At 68.4% G+C, this 17,648-nt stretch carries 13 protein-coding genes; 4 read left to right on the top strand and 9 right to left on the bottom strand.

Annotated features, from left to right (window positions below; all coding sequences use genetic code 11):
• Positions 1 to 4 precede the first annotated feature (4 nt).
• Positions 5 to 202 carry a VOC family protein gene (locus tag G3I17_RS02350; protein ID WP_203589615.1) on the top strand — a complete coding sequence of 66 codons (198 nt, stop codon included), beginning with the start codon at positions 5 to 7 and terminating at the stop codon, positions 200 to 202.
• 7 nt (positions 203 to 209) lie between these two features.
• Here G3I17_RS02350 and G3I17_RS02345 read toward each other — a convergent pair whose 3' ends face one another.
• Both G3I17_RS02345 and G3I17_RS02340 read right to left on the bottom strand, forming a co-directional pair.
• Positions 210 to 2,798 carry a DUF4153 domain-containing protein gene (locus G3I17_RS02345; RefSeq protein ID WP_164593438.1) on the bottom strand — a complete coding sequence of 863 codons (2,589 nt, stop codon included), beginning with the start codon at positions 2,796 to 2,798 and terminating at the stop codon, positions 210 to 212.
• On the bottom strand, positions 2,795 to 3,490 hold the full coding sequence (locus G3I17_RS02340) for a response regulator transcription factor (RefSeq protein WP_164593436.1): 696 nt from the start codon (positions 3,488 to 3,490) through the stop codon (positions 2,795 to 2,797). Before G3I17_RS02340 ends, G3I17_RS02345 begins: the two co-directional genes overlap by 4 nt.
• 298 nt (positions 3,491 to 3,788) lie before the next feature.
• Between G3I17_RS02340 and G3I17_RS41485 the strand changes: the two genes are divergently transcribed.
• Positions 3,789 to 5,408, top strand: coding sequence for a M4 family metallopeptidase (locus tag G3I17_RS41485; RefSeq protein ID WP_203589614.1), 1,620 nt, complete (start codon positions 3,789 to 3,791; stop codon positions 5,406 to 5,408).
• Positions 5,409 to 5,457: 49 nt separating this feature from the next.
• Here G3I17_RS41485 and G3I17_RS02330 read toward each other — a convergent pair whose 3' ends face one another.
• From G3I17_RS02330 to G3I17_RS02310, 5 genes are all read right to left on the bottom strand, one after another.
• Positions 5,458 to 7,842 carry a glycoside hydrolase family 65 protein gene (locus tag G3I17_RS02330; RefSeq protein WP_164593434.1) on the bottom strand — a complete coding sequence of 795 codons (2,385 nt, stop codon included), beginning with the start codon at positions 7,840 to 7,842 and terminating at the stop codon, positions 5,458 to 5,460.
• Complete coding sequence (locus tag G3I17_RS02325; RefSeq protein ID WP_164593432.1) at positions 7,839 to 8,600, bottom strand: beta-phosphoglucomutase family hydrolase; 762 nt, start codon at positions 8,598 to 8,600, stop codon at positions 7,839 to 7,841. The genes G3I17_RS02330 and G3I17_RS02325 overlap by 4 nt, the downstream gene beginning before the upstream one ends.
• Before the next feature lie 65 nt (positions 8,601 to 8,665).
• Positions 8,666 to 8,932 (bottom strand): hypothetical protein, encoded by a 267-nt coding sequence (locus G3I17_RS02320; protein ID WP_164593430.1) that lies wholly within the window; start codon positions 8,930 to 8,932, stop codon positions 8,666 to 8,668.
• A 22-nt stretch (positions 8,933 to 8,954) separates the two neighbouring features.
• Positions 8,955 to 11,165: a transglycosylase domain-containing protein gene (locus tag G3I17_RS02315; RefSeq protein WP_203589613.1), complete on the bottom strand. Its 2,211-nt coding sequence runs from the start codon at positions 11,163 to 11,165 to the stop codon at positions 8,955 to 8,957.
• Positions 11,166 to 11,273: 108 nt separating this feature from the next.
• On the bottom strand, positions 11,274 to 12,197 hold the full coding sequence (locus G3I17_RS02310) for an MBL fold metallo-hydrolase (RefSeq protein ID WP_164593428.1): 924 nt from the start codon (positions 12,195 to 12,197) through the stop codon (positions 11,274 to 11,276).
• A gap of 75 nt (positions 12,198 to 12,272) precedes the next feature.
• Between G3I17_RS02310 and G3I17_RS02305 the strand changes: the two genes are divergently transcribed.
• On the top strand, positions 12,273 to 13,994 hold the full coding sequence (locus G3I17_RS02305; protein WP_164593426.1) for a glycoside hydrolase family 9 protein: 1,722 nt from the start codon (positions 12,273 to 12,275) through the stop codon (positions 13,992 to 13,994).
• Positions 13,995 to 13,998: 4 nt separating this feature from the next.
• Here the strand turns inward: G3I17_RS02305 and G3I17_RS02300 are convergent, their stop codons facing one another.
• Entirely contained in the window at positions 13,999 to 15,156 is a 1,158-nt protein-coding gene (locus tag G3I17_RS02300; protein WP_164593425.1) for an acyl-CoA desaturase, read from the bottom strand.
• A 13-nt stretch (positions 15,157 to 15,169) separates the two neighbouring features.
• On the bottom strand, positions 15,170 to 16,147 hold the full coding sequence (locus G3I17_RS02295; RefSeq protein WP_239062163.1) for a ferredoxin reductase: 978 nt from the start codon (positions 16,145 to 16,147) through the stop codon (positions 15,170 to 15,172).
• Positions 16,148 to 16,353: 206 nt separating this feature from the next.
• On the opposite strand from G3I17_RS02295, the gene G3I17_RS02290 reads away from it, so the two are divergent.
• Positions 16,354 to 17,631 (top strand): helix-turn-helix domain-containing protein, encoded by a 1,278-nt coding sequence (locus G3I17_RS02290; RefSeq protein WP_164593420.1) that lies wholly within the window; start codon positions 16,354 to 16,356, stop codon positions 17,629 to 17,631.
• Positions 17,632 to 17,648 lie beyond the last annotated feature (17 nt).

Raw genomic sequence — 17,648 nt, 5'->3', positions numbered from 1 at the left:
CCCGTTGCTCCAAGGCGTCAACCCGGTCTATGTCTCGATCCGCGGCGAGAGCGCCGAGGAGATCACCACCTACTGGAAGGCCCTGTCCGAAGGCGCCGACATCGTCGAGGACCTCGCCCCAGCCGGCTGGTCCTCCCTCTACGGCATGCTGAAGGACCGTTTCGGCGTGGTCTGGGTCCTCGACGTCGTCGCCGCCTACTAGACCGAGCTCACCTGGAACTGAAGGTGGCGCAGGGGTTGTCGGTGCCCGTGGGCTGGGCGGCCAGGACGGGCTCGGCGCGGTGGCGGCCGAAGTTCCACTCCAGCCAGTCGTGCCGATCGATGCTGTGACTCTGCAGGGCACAGTGCGCTTCCTTCTCCGGAAGCGTGGCCAGTGTCGGTGCGGCGTCGTCGGACAGGCCGTGCAGGAACATCCAGTCCATCTTGCCGGTGGCGGTGTAGCGATCGATGTTCTGCTGGGCGATCCAGGCGTCCGGGTTGATCGCTGCCAGCCCCAGCAACAAGGTGGCACCGCTGAGCAGGGCCGCGCGGGGAAGCCAGCTCGCCTTGAGGGTCACGCCCGTCACGATCACACCGACCACCAGGAGACCGAGCCAGCCCTCGAAAACGTCGACCAGCAAACGCAGTTCGGTGAAGCCGTAGGCCTCTTGGTAGAGATGCATCCGGTAGAGGGCCGAGGCGACGACCACCAGTGTCAGCACGCAGAGCAGCCCGAGCGAGCTGCGCATCCAGACCACGTCAGCGGTCGTAGTACGGGGTGCTTTGCGTGCTGCGGCCCACACCACTAGCAACGTAAGGGCGGTGGCGACGGTGAGTTGACCGAAGCCTTGGTGCACGTACTCCGCGTAGGTGAGCCCTGTGATGCGCTCGACGTACTCGTGCCCGCCGAAGCTCGCGGTCGCCTGGGCAACCAGGAAGACCAGGAAGACGGCGTCCACGATCAGTACCGGCGCGAGCCACTCGTAGCGGCGGGCGACCGGGCGGACGGTGCGATTGCCCGTCTCGACGTTCGGCGGGTTCAGCGCGAGATACGTCGCCGCCAGCACTACGCCACCGACGAAGACGGCCACGAAGGCCCGCAAAACAAAGGTATCCAGCTGCAGATCCGGGACGAGCGCACCCGCCCACTTCGCGAAGAGCGCATCCGCGGACGCGAACAGCAGGCCGAAGACGACCACGGCGAGCAGCGACCAGACGACCGTACGAACCGCCGCCGCGCTCTTCCTGAAGCTCGTCACGGCTTGCAGGGAACGCCCCAGCCAGGGGAGCCCACGCAATCCGGACAGCGGCAACGCGATACCGGCCAAGATGAACGCGGGCATGCTCCGGCCATTGACCAGCCCGGCCACGCAGAGCACACCGCCGGCCAGCAGGCACAGGATCACGATCCACTCCGCGTCGCGGACGACAGTCGTCAACGCCAGCAGCCCGCAGAGCACGGCGCACGCCTGAGTGAAGCGGGAGTGCCGGTTGGCGCTGAAGCGCAGGATCACGCCACCCGCGGCCAGCAACACGATCGTCGTCCCGATCCCGAGGTCGTGGTACGGCAGGATGAGGCCGCCCAGCAGGCCGACGCCGAGGCTGTAGAGGACCGCCCGGACGTTCCCGGGAATGCGCGCGTCGGGCCAGAACTTGCCGAACAGCGCGTCCATCGGAGTTTCGGGCACGCGAGGCTCAGCGGGTGCGGGCGGTAACGGCGGTGCGGGACTGACCGGTTGGGTCATGGCTGACTCCTTGGCCTTACTGGGCAGGTTGTTGCTGGGCCGGTTGTTGCTGGGGAGGTGGTGTTGCTGTCTGGGTTCGCGCGGGAGGTCGACCCGTACGCGGGCGCCGGAACTGCGCGGCTCGGGCTCGACGAAGTGGATGGTGCCGCCGTGCAGGTCGGTCACCCAACGGGCGATCGCCAGGCCGAGACCTGTACCTCCGCCGCCATCGGTCTCGGCCAGCGTCCCGAATCGCTCGAAGACGCGATCCCGGTCGGCGATAGGAATCCCCGGCCCTTCGTCGGTGACCTCCAGCCGCCAGCCGTCGGGTGTCTCCACTGCGGTCAGCCGCACGACCCCGCCGGCCGGACTGTGCCGGGACGCGTTGTCGAGCAGGTTGGCCACCAACTGGTGAAGTCGCGAGAGATCAGCCGGGACCGTGAGCGCCGACGGCGTGACGCTGACCTCGTACCGAACCTCACGGCCGGACACCTTCGCCTCGGCCACAGCGCGCTCCAGCAACGAGCGGATCGGCACCTCGGTGGTGGACAGCTTGGCCTTGCCCGCGTCGACCCGGGCGAGATCGAGCAGGTCGGAGGCGAGGGCGGCGAGGCGCTCAGCCTGGTCGAGCGCAGTCCGGAGGGCAACGGGATCCGGCTCGGCAACGCCGTCGACGAGGTTCTCGAGTACTGCGCACAAGGCGGCGAGCGGCGTACGGAGCTCGTGACTCACATTCGCCACCAGCTCTCGGCGCTGGCGGTCGACGGCGGCGAGGTCTTCGGACATGCGGTTGAAAGCTCGGGCCAGCTCTCCCACCTCGTCGCTCGACGTCGCAGTGACGCGGACCGAGTAGTCGCCGCGGGCCATCCCTCGCGCCGCGGCGGTCATCTCGCGCAGGGGCGAAGTCATCCCGACGGCCAGCAACTGGGTCACGCCTAGGGCGAGCGCGACCGTCACCGGAACGGTCAGCCAGAACGGCACGCTACCGACGGCGCCGGTCGCCGCGAGGATCGACGCGACCGTGACACTGACCGCGACGAGCAGCCCGAGCTTGACCTTGACCGACGTGACCTGGTTGAGGATCGGGCTGCTCACGCTGCACCGCCGGGCTCCAGCGCATAGCCGACGCCGTGCACAGTGCGGACCCGGTCGGCGCCGATCTTGGCGCGCAAGGCCTTCACATGACTGTCGACCGTGCGGGTCCCGGAGGCACCCGGCCAGCCCCACACTTCGGAGTACAGGCTCTCCCTGGTCAGTACTACGCCGGGACTCGCGGCCAGGCAGATCAGCAGATCGAACTCGGTCGGCGTCAGGTGTACTTCGGCGTCCGCGACCCAGACCCGGCGGGAGGCCGCGTCGACCCGAAGGTCGCCCAGGTCGGTCGTCGACCGGGTGGCCAGTTCCGCTGCGCGGTCGACCCGGCGGAGCAGTGCGCCGACGCGGGCCACCAGCTCCCGCATCCGGAACGGCTTGGTGAGGTAGTCGTCCGCGCCGACACCGAGACCCACCAGGATGTCCGCCTCGTCGTCGCGCGCGGTCAGCATCAACACCGGGACCGGCCGGGTGGCCTGGATCCGCCGGCACACCTCGTGACCGTCGAACCCGGGCAGCATCACGTCCAGCAGGACCAGGTCCGGCGCCGTCTCCGCGAACCGGGCGACTGCGCCAGGCCCGTCCCAGGCCTGGACGACCTCGTACCCCGAACCGCGCAACCGGTCGGTGACCGCCTGGTTGATCACCGGCTCGTCCTCGACCACGAGGATCCTGGCCCCTGCGCTGACTGACATGCCCTGAGCCTAGGAGTCCGGCCGGTCGGGATTGGCGGACGACTCGTGAAGGTTCTGTGCAGGTCGCGCCTCAGCCGGCCACCGCTGGTTCGGACCACAGCCGGGAGCGGATTGTCAACGAGTGATCACCCTCTGTTCATTCGTTCGGACATAGCTGTTCGTGGGGTGCAGAGCCGTTCACCTGAAGGGTTGCCCTTGCTCTGGGTGAGTGGAGCCAACCGAGGGTGACTATTGCTTGCCGGGATTCCGGCCGATTCGCCACCGTTCTTCTCACACCGCCCCCGTGAGGAGTACGAACGTGAGAGTTCCGAAACCCCAGCGCAAACGCCGTGCCGTCCAGTTGTCCGCGGCAACCGGTCTGGCCGCCGCTCTGATCGCCGGTGCCATGGCCAACGGCGGCGTCGCGGTCGGCGCGGCCGCTCCGGCCGACCCGCCCGATGCCACCGCCATCGCGGTCGCGGCTGCCGACCACGCCGTCAACGCCGGCCTCGGCACGCTGCGCAAGAGCAGCCAGGAGAAGTACTCGCGCCTCGGCGTTTTCGAGGGTGGCGACGCCAACACCCAGGACTTGTTTTATGTCTCGTACAACAAGACGTATCAAGGTCTGCAGGTAGTCGGTGGCGATGCCGTCGTCTCGACCGATGCCGCCGGCAACGTCCTCACCACGGTGGCCGCCTCCCAGGCCACCATCTCCGTGGGGACGACCCCGAAGCTCACGCCGGCGCAGGCGACAGCCTCAGCGCGCAAGGCGTTCACCACCGTCACCGGCTCGGGCACGCCCAAGCTCGTGGTACTGGTGATTGGTCAGCCCAAGCCTGTACTGGCCTGGGAAGTCCCTGTTGCGGGCAAGGCGAAGCACGCCACGCACGACCACGGTGACGGGCTCGCGCAGGAGCTCGTCTATGTCGACGCGACGACCGCGAAGGTCGCCTACTCCGCCGAGCAGACCGCCTCCGGCTCCGGCCGCGGTATCTGGAACGGCGCCGGCCTGAACTTCGGTACGACGTCGTCCGGTGGCTCGTACCGGATGACGGACCCGGCCCGCCCGAGCCTGTCGTGCATCGACTACAGCACCAATGCGATCATGACGGACGCCGACAACGTCTGGGGCAGCACGAGCAAGACCGACAAGGTCTCGGGCTGCGTGGACGTCATGTACATCGCCGCGGGCGAGTGGGATCTGCTCAAGACCTGGTACGGCCGCAACGGACTCGACGGCAGCGGCAACTGGGCCGACGCCGAGGTCGGGCTGCCGGACGTCAACGCCTACTGGAACCACTCCAGCAACCCCGGCGGCGTCGTCTTCGGCCGCAACAACGTCAACTCCTGGATCACCGGTACCGACGTGGTGGCCCACGAGTACGGGCACGGCCTCGACGCCAAGACGCCGGGTGGCATCTCGGGCTATCCGAGCCAGGAGTCGGTCGCCGACATCTGGGGCGCGCTGACCGAGAACTTCCTGAACAACCCGAACGACAAGCCGGACTACGAGGTCGGCGAGCTGATCAACCTGCAGGGCAACGGCCCGATCCGCTACATGTACAACCCGTCGAAGGTCTCGGGCCATCCGAACTGCTACTCGACCAGCCTGCCCTCGTCGGTGCACGCCGCGGCCGGCCCGATGAACCACTGGTTCTACCTGCTTGCCGAGGGCTCCAATCCCACCAACGGCCAGCCGGTCAGCCCGACCTGCAACAGCAGCACGCTGACCGGGATCGGGATCAAGGAAGCCGGCCGGATCTTCTACAACGCGATGATGCTGAAGACCTCCGGGATGAGCTACCCGAAGTGGCGCATCGCCACCCTGAACTCGGCCAAGAACCTCGACGCGACCTGCGTCCAGTACAACAAGGTGAAGGCCGCCTGGACCGCCGTCAGCCTCGGCGCCCAGCCAGGCGAGCCGACCTGTACTCCGTAGCTACCCCGTGATCGCGGCTAGCCCTCTCGTCTCCGCCCGGACGAGAGGGTTAGTGGCGTGGATGGCGGGTCGACGTGCTGTTGCCGAGGGCGGACAACGGTTCGCGACCGACCGGCTGAGTCGGCCTGTCCAGCAACGGCTTGCGCGGGAGTACCGGGCGGGTCACCGGCTTGCCGGCGGTCACCTTGAGCTTCTCCCCCGCGTGGAAGACCGTGATGCTCGCGTCCGGGCCGTCGTGCACGGAGTACGTGGCCTGGTCCTGGCTGATCTGCACAGTCAGCCGGACGCCGTGCCAGCGGACGTTGAACTTCAGCCTGTTCAGACCGATCGGAAGGGCCGGGTCGAAATAAAGCCCGGCCTCGCGCTCCCGGAGTCCACCGAAGCCGGCCACCAGAGCGGTCCAAGCGCCCGCGAGCGACGCCATATGCAGTCCGTCGCCACTGTTGTGGTGCAGATCGAGCAGGTCGATCAGTGCGGCTTCGTACGCGTAGTCGTAGGCGAGGTCGAGATGACCCACCTCGGCCGCCGTCACCGCTTGCACGCACGCCGACAAGGACGAGTCGCGGACGGTGATCCGCTCGTAGTAGTCGACGTTGCGGGCCTTCTGCTCCGCGGTGAACTCGTCGCCACACCAGTACATCGCCAGCGTCAGGTCCGCCTGCTTGACGACCTGCCTGCGATACAGCTCGAAGTACGGGGCGTGCAGCAGCAACGGGTACTTCTCCCGGGAGCCCTCGAAGTCCCACAGCGCGTAGTCGGTGAAACCCTCCGACTGCGGGTGCACCCCGAGCTCCTCGTCGTACGGGATGTAGACGGCGGCAGCGGCGTCGCGCCAGGACGCCTCCTCCTCCGTGTCCGCCCCGAGCCGGCGAGCGTCATCCGGGAACCGGGCCACGAGGGTGGCCGCGGTCCGCAGGTTGCGGGCGGCCATCAAGTTGGTGAAAACGTTGTCGTCGGCAACGGCGCTGTACTCGTCGGGGCCGGTCACGCCGGGCAGGTGCCACTTGCCGTGCCGGTCGTGATGCCCGAGCGACATCCACAGCCGGGCGGTCTCGACGAGCAGCTCCAGCCCACAGTCCTTGATGAACTCGTCGTCGCCGGTGGCGATGTGATAGCGACTGACGGCTGCCGCGATGTCGGCGTTGATGTGGAAGGCGGCGGTCCCGGCCGGCCAGTAGCTCGAACACTCCTGCCCGCGGATCGTGCGCCACGGGAAGGCTGCGCCGCGCAGCCCGAGCACCTCCGCGCGCTCCTTCGCCATCCGGAGGGTGGTGTGCCGCCAGCGGAGTGCGTCCCCCGCGGCGTCCGGCATCGTGTAGGTCAGCGTCGGCAGTACGAAGCCCTCGGTGTCCCAGAAAGTGTGCCCGTCGTACCCGGCGCCGGTCAGCCCCTTGGAGGGAATGGCCCGCCGCTCGGCGCGCGCACCGGACTGCAGGACGTGGAACAAGGCGAACCGGACTGCCTGCTGTAGCTCCGGGTTGCCTTCGACCTCCACGTCGGCCGCGTCCCAGAAGTCGTCCAGGAATGCGCGCTGCTGCTCGACCAGGCCATCCCAGCCGGAGAACTTCGCGCCGACCAGTGCCGCCGACACCTGGTCGGTGACCGCGGTCTCCGACCGCAGACTCGACCACCCGTAGGCGAGGAACTTCAGGATCCGGATGGACTGCCCGGGCGCCAGCTCACAGACGACCGTGGTCCGGCCCCAGTCCTCGCGGACGTCGACGTCCACCTCGGTCCGCGCGGGGCACTCGACCACGTGCGTCATCCCCGCGGCCATCAGCTGGTTGCTGAACCTCGTCTTGTGAACCAGTACTACTTCTTCGTCATCGCTGTCCTGCGAGACCGCCACCAGCGGGTTCTCCAGGACGGCGGACACCCGCGGGTCCTTGGAGAGCGTCGGCTGGGTCTCGTTCGCGACGAGCTCCGACTGAACCACGAACCTGACCGGCTGGTCGACCGCTTCCACGACGTACTCGATCGCGGCCACCGCACGCTGGGTCAGTGAGACGAGCCGCCGCGTCCGCAGTTTGATCCGCTTGCCGGCCGGCGAGGTCCAGTCGACCTCCCGATTGAGGATCCCGGTGCGGAAGTCGAGGCAGCGCTCGTGCGAGTGCAGCTCGCCGTACCGGACGTCCAGCGGCGAGTCGTCGACGAGCAGCCGGATCAGCTTGCCGTTGGTGACGTCGACCAGGGTCTGGCCCGACTCCGGGTAGCCGTAGCCGGCTTCGGCGTACGGCAGTGGGCGCTGCTCGTAGAAGGAGTTCAGGTAGGTGCCCGGGATCGCGTAAGGCTCGCCCTCGTCGAGGTTGCCGCGCAGGCCGATGTGGCCGTTGGAGAGCGCGAACAGGGATTCCGCCTGGGCCAGCTTGTCCAGCGGCAGCTCGGTCTCGCGCAGCTGCCAGGGCTCGATCGGGTGTGGTCCGCGGTCGATCATCGCAGCGCCTCCGGGTCAGCACGGTCGAGCAACTCGGCCAGGTCGGTCACCACGGTGTCGGCGCCATGCGTCTTCAGGTCATCGGCCTGGCCCACTCGGTCCACGCCCACGACGTACCCGAACTTGCCCGCTCTCCCTGCCTGTACGCCGGCCAGGGCGTCCTCGAAGACGACCGCCTCGGACGGCTCCACGCCACACCATTTCGCCCCTTCGAGGAAGGTGTCCGGCGCCGGCTTGCCGCGCAGACCCTGCTCGCGGATGGTCACCCCGTCGATCCGGTGCTCCACCAGCGGGGCGAGGCCGGTCACCTCGAGGACCTGGCGGGTGTTCGCGCTCGACGAGACCACCACTCGCCGCAGCCCCGCCTCCTTGGCCGCCTCGAGGTAGCGCGTGGAGCCCTCGAACACCCGGACGCCGTCGTCGTGGATGCGGCGCAGGACGGCGACGTTCTTCTGGTTGCCGAGACCGTTGATCGTCTGCTTGCCCGGCGGATCGTCCGGATCGCCCTCGGGCAGCGTGATGCCCCGGGAGGTGAGGAAGTCGCGGACACCGTCGGCGCGAGGCTTGCCGTCGACGTGGGCGTCGTACTCGTGGTGCGCGTCGAAAGGCACGAACTCGTCGCCGGTCGCCGCCGCGCGGTCGCGCAGGAAGGCGTCGAACATCTCTTTCCACGCCGCCGCGTGCACCGCCGCGGTATCGGTCAGCACTCCATCGAGATCAAACAGGCAGACGCTGACCTGCGCCGGCAATCCCAGCATGACTCGCCCTCCGGTCGGTGATTCACATCCTCAATCACCGTAACCGGTAGGGGTGAATGTCCAGCTCAAGACGTGCAGAGGAACGGTGACCGGCTGCCACCCGAGTGGTAGTCGTACCGGGTGCCCTCGACCTCGAGGACCGTACGAGTCCCGTCGACCAGCGCCTGGGTGTAGAACATCCCGGGCTTGGGGCAACCAAGGCTTCCGTCCGGCCAGGTGACCTCGGTGGAGCTGACCACGGTCACCTGGGTGGCGTCGATCCCGAGGCGGGTGGCCAGGTCGGCCTTCGCCTGGGCAACGAGATCTGGGGCGGGGGTCGCCGGGGTGCTCACTGTCGGCTCCTGAGCTGGTTCGTCAGCGCTGCGCGGTCGGTTTCGTGGGCGGCTTCACCGGCGGCGGCATCACCGGTGGTGGCGGTATCACCGGTGGCATCACGGGCGGTGGAACCACCGGCGGCGTGCCCGGCTTCACCGGTGGCTTCTTGGGCTTCTTCGACAGCTCGTACTTCTTGTCCTGCTCCGCCTGGGCCTTCTGCTGCGCGGGGGTGCCGTTGACCATCCGGGCGGTCGGCGCGGCGAACCGGCGCAGCGGCAGGCCCTTCAGCGCGCCCTCCATCGCCGACTTCCACAGCGGTCCCGCAGTACCGGAGCCGGTCGGGTCGGAGATGTCCTCGCCGTCAAGCGTGTGGCGGTACATCAGGTTCGTGTACGGCAACGTCGCGTCGGCGACCACCGCGGCGGCGGCCAGGTTGGGTGCGTACCCGGCGAACCAGACGGCCCGGTTGTCCTGGATCGTGCCCGTCTTGCCGGCCAGATCCCAACGGCCGAAGTTCAGCCGTCCACCGGTACCACCGGGCTCCATCACCGCGCTGAGCACCCGGTTGACCCCGTCGGCCACGTCTTGGCGGATGGCTTGCTTGCAGTTGACGCCCGGAGTCTTGATCGCCCGGCCCGCCTTGTCCAGGACCGAGGTGACCACCAGCGGCGCGCAGTACTTGCCCCGGGCCGCGAAGCTCGCATAAGCGTTCGAGAGCATCAGCGGCGTCGTGTAGCCGACGCCGAGCGTGAACGACACCACCTGGTCCAGCGGGCCGAGCGTCTGCGCGTTGTACATCCCGAGCTTGGCCGCGATGGTGGCCGGCGCGCACAGCCCGGTGCGCTGGGAGAGCTGGAGGAAGTACGTGTTGGTCGAGTTCCGGGCCGCCTCGAGCATCGTCAGGTAGCCGCTCTTGGTGGAGTTCTTCGGCGTGTAGTCCGGGTCCTCCGTCGTCCCCTTGCAGGTGCTGAACTTCTTCCCGCTGAGGTCGATCGGCGAGGGCGAGTTGATCTTGTAGTTCATCGGCAGCCCCTTCTCCAGGGCTCCCGCGATCGTGAACGCCTTCATCGTGGAGCCGTTCTGGAACCCGCCGTAACCACCGTCGTACGACTTCTCGACGTTGTAGTTGTACGACGTCTGGTTCTTGCCGATCCCGTACGGCCGGCTCTGCACCATCGCCTTCACCAGCCCACTGCCGGGCTGGACGATCGTGATGGCCGCGACGGCGGTGTCGGTCGTCTTGGTATGCGACCTGATCGATGCCTGCGCTGCCGCCTGGATCCGCGGGTCCAGCGAGGTTCTGATCGTCAGGCCGCCGGTCTTCAGGTAGTGGTCGCGGTCCTTCACGGTCGCCCCGAGCGCCGGATTCTCCAGCAGCTTCGAGACGGCGTACTCGCAGTAGAACGGGTAGTTGGAGCTCGCGCAGCCGTTCGGCACCTTGCGCAGCTTGCTCAGGTCGATCTGCGTCTTGATCGCGGCGGCGGCCTGCTTGGGCGTGATCACCTGCAGCTCGGCCATCCGACGCAGGACGACGTCGCGGCGCTCTCTGGACCGCTTGAGGTCGTTGGTCGGGTCGTAGCCCGTCGGGTTCTTCACCACGCCGGCCAGCATCGCCGCCTGCGCGAGGGTCAGGTTCTTGGCCGAAGTCCTGAAATAGTGCTGAGCAGCAGCCTGTACGCCGTACGCGCCGTCGCCGAAGTTGACCAGGTTGAGGTACTTCTCCAGGATCTCGTCCTTGGAGTACTGGTCCTCGACGCCGATCGCGTAGCGCAGCTCGGTCAGCTTGCGCTCATACGTGACCGCTGTCGCCTGCTCGCGCTCCGCCTCCGTCTTGGCCTTCGCGATCAGACTCAGCTTCACGAACTGCTGGGTGATGCTCGACCCGCCTTGCTGGACCGCACCCTCGGACTGGTTGCGGACCATCGCGCGCAACGTCCCCTTGGCGTCGAGCGCGCCGTGCTGGTAGAACCGGTCGTCCTCGATCGCAATGATCGCTTTGCGCATGATCGGGCTGACCTGACTCAGCGGGACCGGCATCCGGTTCTGCTCGTACAGGGTGGCGATCAGGCTGCCGTCCGACGCGAGGATCCGGCTCCGGATCTGCAACGGCACCGTCTGGAGCTCGACCGGCAGGTCCTGCACCGACCCGGCCACCCCGCTGGTGCTACTGCCCGCGAACCCGGCGAAGGGGATCACCAGCCCGGCCGCGAGCGCACCGGCCAGCACGCTCACACCAAGGAATTTCACCATGGCCTGAGCGACGGTGCGTAAGCCCGTCCTGGCGGAGCGCATCTGGCTAGATTAGTCCAGTCACCGGTTCAGCGCCTCGAAGCTGAGGTCACAGCTCGGCGAACAAGGTCAGACCTTCAGGAGCCGTGGGGTCGGCTGCAGCACCGTCGACGGGACCGGCTCCCAGGTCGAGGTGCCGCTTTCGCCGGTCCGGACCCGGCCGAACGGCTGGTCGCCGAAGTGGCACGCGAAGCCCAGCGTGCCGGGTTTCGCGAGCTCGGCGAGCAGGGTCGCGCGGGCTTTGAGAACCGCTTCGCCGTCGACATCCGGGCGGGACGGCCAGCCGGGGTTGCTGATCTGCGTCGGGATGTGGAACGCGTCGCCGAAGGCGATCACCCGGGTGTCCCCCGCTTGGATCACGTACGACGTGTGGCCGGGGCTGTGGCCGGGCGTCACGAGCGCGTGGACGCCGGGGAAGATCTCCTCCCCGTCCGCGATCTCGGTGTGCTCGGGGATGAGCGGCTCGATCACAGCGGACCTCGGCGGCGCGCCGGGGATCAGCTCCCCGCGGCCATGTGGCGCCCACTCCGAGTCGGCGACGAGGTACCGGGCCTTCGGGAAGTACTTGCGCGGCCGGCCGTCGTCACCGGCTGTGAACGCCCAGCCGGTGTGGTCGACGTGCAGGTGAGTGAAGGCGACGGCCTCGATGTCCTCCGGCGTGCGCCCGACGCTCTTCAGCACGTCGGGCAGGCTGCCGCTGTCGGCGTAACCGATGACGCTCTTGCCCAGTGGGATCGGCCCCTGGTAGTCCCCGAGACCGACGTCGAGGAGCACCGCGCGGCCGTCGCGTTCGACCAGCAGGCCGCCGGCCGACATCGCGACCAGGCCGTGCTCGTCGAGGGTCTCGGGATGTGCCGCCCAGTACGACTCCGGAATGGTCGGGAAGAACTCGTGCGGAACCAGCCCCATCGCGCCGTCGACGACGAACGTCAGCCGGACGCCGCCTTCCTCCCACACCCGCACCGCCGATTGCTCTCCCAGTGTCCCCGGCATGCGCCCTCACTCCTTCTCGACGAATCTTCCCGGCCGAAGCTATCAGCGGTCGTCACCGTGCTGTTGGATGATCCGGTGCAGGCAAAAGACGAGAACAGCCCCGCCGTACTGGTCGCCCACCTCGGGTACGGGACCGAGGTAACCAAGGCGGTGATCGCCGTGCTGCCGGCTGCTCCGTTCACCGCCGAGCTGCACGGACCGGACGGGATCTCGGTACTCCTTCCCGGCCCGCTCGAACGGGTGCCCGGCTGGACCGGCGGCCCCTACTCGCGGATCCCGCTGCCCGAAGTACTTGCCGAAGGCACCTATGTCGTGCGGGTCGTCAGCGGTGCGGGTGAGTTGACGTCGGAACCGTTCGTGGTCGGCCCGGAACGCCTGCAGCGGCAGACGATGTCGGACGTTCTCGCCTACTTCAAGGCGATGCGATCCAGTGGCGAGATCGACCGCAAAGACCGGGCCGCGCGGTTCTGGGACGACTCGTCCGGCGCGACCGTCGACGCGCGCGGCGGGTGGCTCGATGCCAGCGGTGATACGAGCAAGTTCCTCTCGCATCTCACCTACACCTCGACGATGAGCCCGCAGCAGATCCCGCTGTGCGCCTGGGCGATGCTCGCGGCTCGCGACGAGCTGGCCGCTCACACCCCTGCGCTGGTACCGGTCCTGGGCGCGCGGTTGCGCGATGAGGCACTCTGGGGTGCAGATTTCCTGACCCGCTTCCGTTCCCCCGACGGGTACTTCTACACCGGCATCTTCGACGCCCTCACCAAGCGCCTGGAGGAGCGCGTGATCACCGCGCCCCTCCAGAACTCCGTCCGAACCAGCCGCTACCAGGCGGCGTACCGCCAAGGCGGCGGCCTCGCAATCGCAGCCCTCGCCCGAGCCTCAACACTGGACACCGACGGCGACCACACCCGCGCCAACTACCTGACCGCAGCCCGCGAAGCCTTCGCACACCTAGAGCAACACAACCTCGCGTACCTCTTCGACAACACCGAGTCGATCATCGACGACTACGCAGCACTGCTGGCCGCCACCGAACTGGCGAAGGCGGAGTCGGACGCCGCCACACAGCAAACCGGCACGACGCAAGCCGCCGCGGAGCGGCGGGCGCGGCTGCTGGTTGATCGGTATCGGTCGAGCGATGGCGATCCGGGGTGGTTTCAGGCTGATGAGGCCGGTAGGCCGTTCTTTCATGCTGCCGAACCCGGCCTGCCGATCCTCGCGCTGCTGCGATTCGCCGAGGTCCTGCCTGACTCCCCCGAGGCAGCGCCGGCCCGCGAGACCGCAGTCCGCGCGATGCTCGACGTACTGGACCGTACGGCCGCTGTCCCCAACCCGTTCGGGTATCCGCGCTCTCTCGCCCAACCGCTCGGCGGCGAGCCGCGCGAAGGGTTCTTCTTCCCGCACGCCAACGAGACCGGCTACTGGTGGCAGGGCGAGAACGCGGCGATCGCCTCGCTGTCAGCCGCCGCCAGCATCTGCGCCCGCCTCGACGGGATCGCCGACGACGACCGCGCACGGCTGAAGGCCTTCGCCGACGACCAGCTCGCCTGGATCACCGGCCGCAACCCGTTCGACAGCTCGATGCTGCAAGGCCGCGGCCGCAACAACGCCGACTACTCGTCCGACTTTCCCAACCTTCCGGGTGGGATCGTCAACGGCGTCACCTCGGGGTGGGCCGACGAGGAGGACATCGCGTTCCTCCCCGCCGACGCCCCCGAAGGCGACTCCTGGCGCTGGGCCGAGCAGTGGATCCCGCACACCGGCTGGTTCCTACTCGCGGTAGCGGCCAGCTGATGAGTCAGGCGGTCAGCTGGCCGGTGGGCTCGCGTCCCAGGCCGAGCCGTGCCGCCGTACCGAGCTTCTGTGCGAAGTCGTTCGGCAGCGACAGCCGGAAGACCTTCGACCACGCGGAGGCGACCTGCTTCGGGAGCGGGCCGGTGGTGTACACAAGACCGTAGTCGCGGAAGAGCTGCTGCACCTGCGGGGCGATCTCCTGGTACCGGTTGCTCGGCAGATCCGGGAACAGGTGGTGCTCGATCTGGTACGAGAGGTTGCCGGTCATGATGTGCATCGCGCGGCCGCCGGAGATGTTGGCCGAGCCGAGCATCTGCCGCAGGTACCACTCGCCGCGGGTCTCGCCCTCGATCGACTTCTTCTCGAAGGTCTGCACGCCCTCGGGGAAGTGACCGCACATGATCACCGAGTGCGCCCACACGTTGCGCACGACGTTGGCGGTGAAGTTGGCGGCGAGCGTGTGCAGCACCGACGGGCCGGACAGCAGCGGGTGGACGACGTAGTCCTTCGTCATCTGGCCGCGGATCTTCTTGAACACCTGCTTGTAACGGGCCTTGAAGTCCGGGTTCTGGCGGCGCTTCTTGGTCGCCAGGTTCTTGCCCAGCTCCAGGTCGTACGCCGCGATGCCGTACTCGAAGAACATCGCGTTGATGAAGTTCCACACCGGCTGCGCGAGATACGCCGGGTACCACTTCTGGTCCTCGTCGACGCGCATGATGCCGTAGCCGAGGTCGTTGTCCTTGCCGACCACGTTCGTGTAGGTGTGGTGCAGCTCGTTGTGCGAGTGCTTCCACTGCTCCGACGGCGACGCGTGGTCCCACTCCCACTTGGTCGAGTGGATCTTCGGGTCGCGCATCCAGTCCCACTGGCCGTGCATGATGTTGTGGCCGACCTCCATGTTCTCCAGGATCTTGGCCACCGACAGCCCGGCGGTACCGATGATCCAGGCCGGCGGGAACAGCGACGCCAGCAGGACGGCCCGGCTGCCCAGCTCCAGCTTGCGCTGGACGCTGATCACCTTGCGGATGTACGCCGCGTCGGACGCGCCACGCTCGGCGATGATCTCGGCGCGGATCGCGTCGAGCCGGCGGCCGATCTCCTCGATGTCGTCAGCCGTGAGGTGAGCGATCGGGTTGTCGGCCTTCTTCTGCAGCACAGTCATCGGATTCTCTTTCTCAACAGTCGATGTCGCACGCGCCGGCCGCGGCCGAGATGCAGGTCTGGATGAGGACGCCGTCGCCGGGCGCGGCGGTGGTGAGGTCGCCGGAGCGAAGGTCGCGGACCGTACCGGAGTTCAGCGGCAGTACGCAGGAGAAGCAGATCCCCATCCGGCAACCGGACGGCATCAGGACGCCGTTCTGCTCGCCGGCGTCGAGGATCGGGGTGGTGCCGTCGAGCTCGACGACGGTTCCCGTCCCGGTGAAACGGACGGTACCGCCCTCGCCGGGCTCAGCGAGCGCAGTACGGAATCGCTCGGTGAAAAGGCCACCGGGCAGGTCCATGGCCGCCCACTGCTCCTCGAGCGCATCGAGCAGACCGGCAGGCCCGCAAGCCCACGTCTCCCGCTCAGCCAGATCCGGTACTACGTCAGCGAGCGCCGCGACGTCGAGCCGGCCGTGGGTGTCGGTGTGCTGCTCGACCAGCCGGAGCCGGCCCGTGTCGGCCATGGCACGCAGCTCGTCACCGAAGATCACGTCTTCGGGGCAAGCCTCGGAATGCACCAGGACGACATCGTCGAGCCGGTCGAGGCCGGAGCGCAGCATGCCCATGACGGGCGTGATGCCACTGCCACCGGTGACGAAGAGGACCTTGCGCGGCGCCTGCGCCGGGAGGACGAAATCGCCGACCGCCTGGTCGAGGCGCACCAGCTGGCCGGGACGCAGTTCCTGCGCGAGGTGAGCGCTCACCAGGCCGTCCGGGACCGCCTTGGCCGTGATAGTCAAGAGATCGCTCTCCGGCGCGGAGGTCAGCGAGTAGGAGCGCCACAACCGGATGCCGTCGACCTCTAGGCCGATACGGACGTACTGCCCCGGCTGGTGGCCGCGCCAGGCGGCGCCGGGGCGCAGTACGACGGTCACTGCGTCGGCGGTCTCGGGGCGGACCTCGACGACGCAGGCCCGGAGGTCGGCGCCGGCGCGCAGCGGGCGGAACATGTCGAGGTACTCGGAGGGGTCGAGCGGGTGCGTGGCAGCTGCCGCGACCCGCCAAATCCGGTCGCGCAGCCGGCCGCGAAGGCTCGCGGGAGCTTCGGTGTCGGACGCAAACGTGGTCATATGATCCAGCATCCTCGACGCGAGGTGTAGTTTCATGACCGTCAGCGGTGAATCTGTTCCGCGATCTTGTTCGGAGGGAACAAAAAATGCCCGATGACCCCGCTCAGCACGCGAGCCGGACAGCCCGCGGAGCGGCCGAGCTCGAGCTGGGCGACCCCGCGGTCGAGCTGTTGCGCTCCCGCCTGCCGGAGATCGCCGGGCTGACCGTGACCGCGATCATCGTCGAAGTGCCCGCCTACACCAATGCTCTCGCGGGTCCGATGGGTCCCAAGATCGCGGGGGCGGTCCAGCTCGCCCTCGGCGGGTTCCTCCGGCTGGCGAGCAGCGGCGACCCCGGTACTCCGCTCGCTCCCGCTCTGGAAGGCGCGTACGTCCTGGGCCGCGGTGAGGCGCGCAGCGGCCGGACGATGGACGCGCTACTCGCGGCCTACCGGGTGGGCGCGCGGGTGTCCTGGCGTGAGCTGTCCCGCACGGCGGTCGAGGCCGGCCTCTCGGCCGACACGCTGGCCAGGTTCGCCGAGCTGGTCTTCGCCTACATCGACGAGCTGTCCGCGGCCAGCGTCTCCGGTCATACCGACGAACTGGCGACCACCGGTCGGGTCAGAGAGCGCTATCTCCAGGAGCTGGGACTCGGCCTCCTGCACGGAGACCCGGCCGAACAGCTGACCGCCCGGGCGGAGCGAGCCGATTGGGAGCCGCCCCGCACTTTGACGGCGGTGCTCCTGCCGAGCGCCCACGTCCGGAGCATGCTGGGCGCCCTGGACCCTCGGACACTGCGCCCTGAAGCCGACCTCCAAGACCTCGCCGAGCCCGGCGACTCGGGCGAACCCCTCGGTGAGGACGCAGCCGAGGTGGCCGTGCTGCTGGTGCCCGACGCCGACGGCTCAGCGCGCGCGGCCCTGCTGAGGAACCTGCGCGGCTACCAGGCTTGGGTCGGCCCGCCCCAACCGTGGGCGACCGTGCGTACGTCGTACCAGCGGGCCCTCCGGGCACGGAACCTCGGTCTGACCGCCGAGCCCAACGCCCCGGTCGACACCGAGCGCCACCTGACCACCTTCGTGGTGACCTCCGACTCCGACGCCCTGGACGACCTCCGACGCCAAGTACTCGCCCCCTTCGCCGCCCTCCGCCCAGCCACCGCCGAGCGCCTGGCCGAAACCCTCCGCGAATGGCTCCTCCACCTAGGCCGCCGCGACGAGGTAGCCGCAGCCCTCCACGTCCACCCCCAAACAGTCCGCTACCGCATGGGCCAAATCCGAGACCTCTACGGAGCTCGCCTAGACGACCCCAACACAGTCCTATCCCTAACAATCGCCCTAGCCACCCCACCCCGCCCGACAGCCACTGCGCCTGCCGACGTCTGAGGGGTTAACCCCGCAAC

Origin of the sequence: Streptomyces sp. SID13031 (genome assembly GCF_010548305.1) — a bacterium.
Taxonomy (GTDB): domain Bacteria; phylum Actinomycetota; class Actinomycetes; order Propionibacteriales; family Kribbellaceae; genus Kribbella.
The sequence above is the reverse complement of the archived record's forward strand: the minus strand, read 5'-3'. Positions and strand labels throughout refer to the sequence as shown.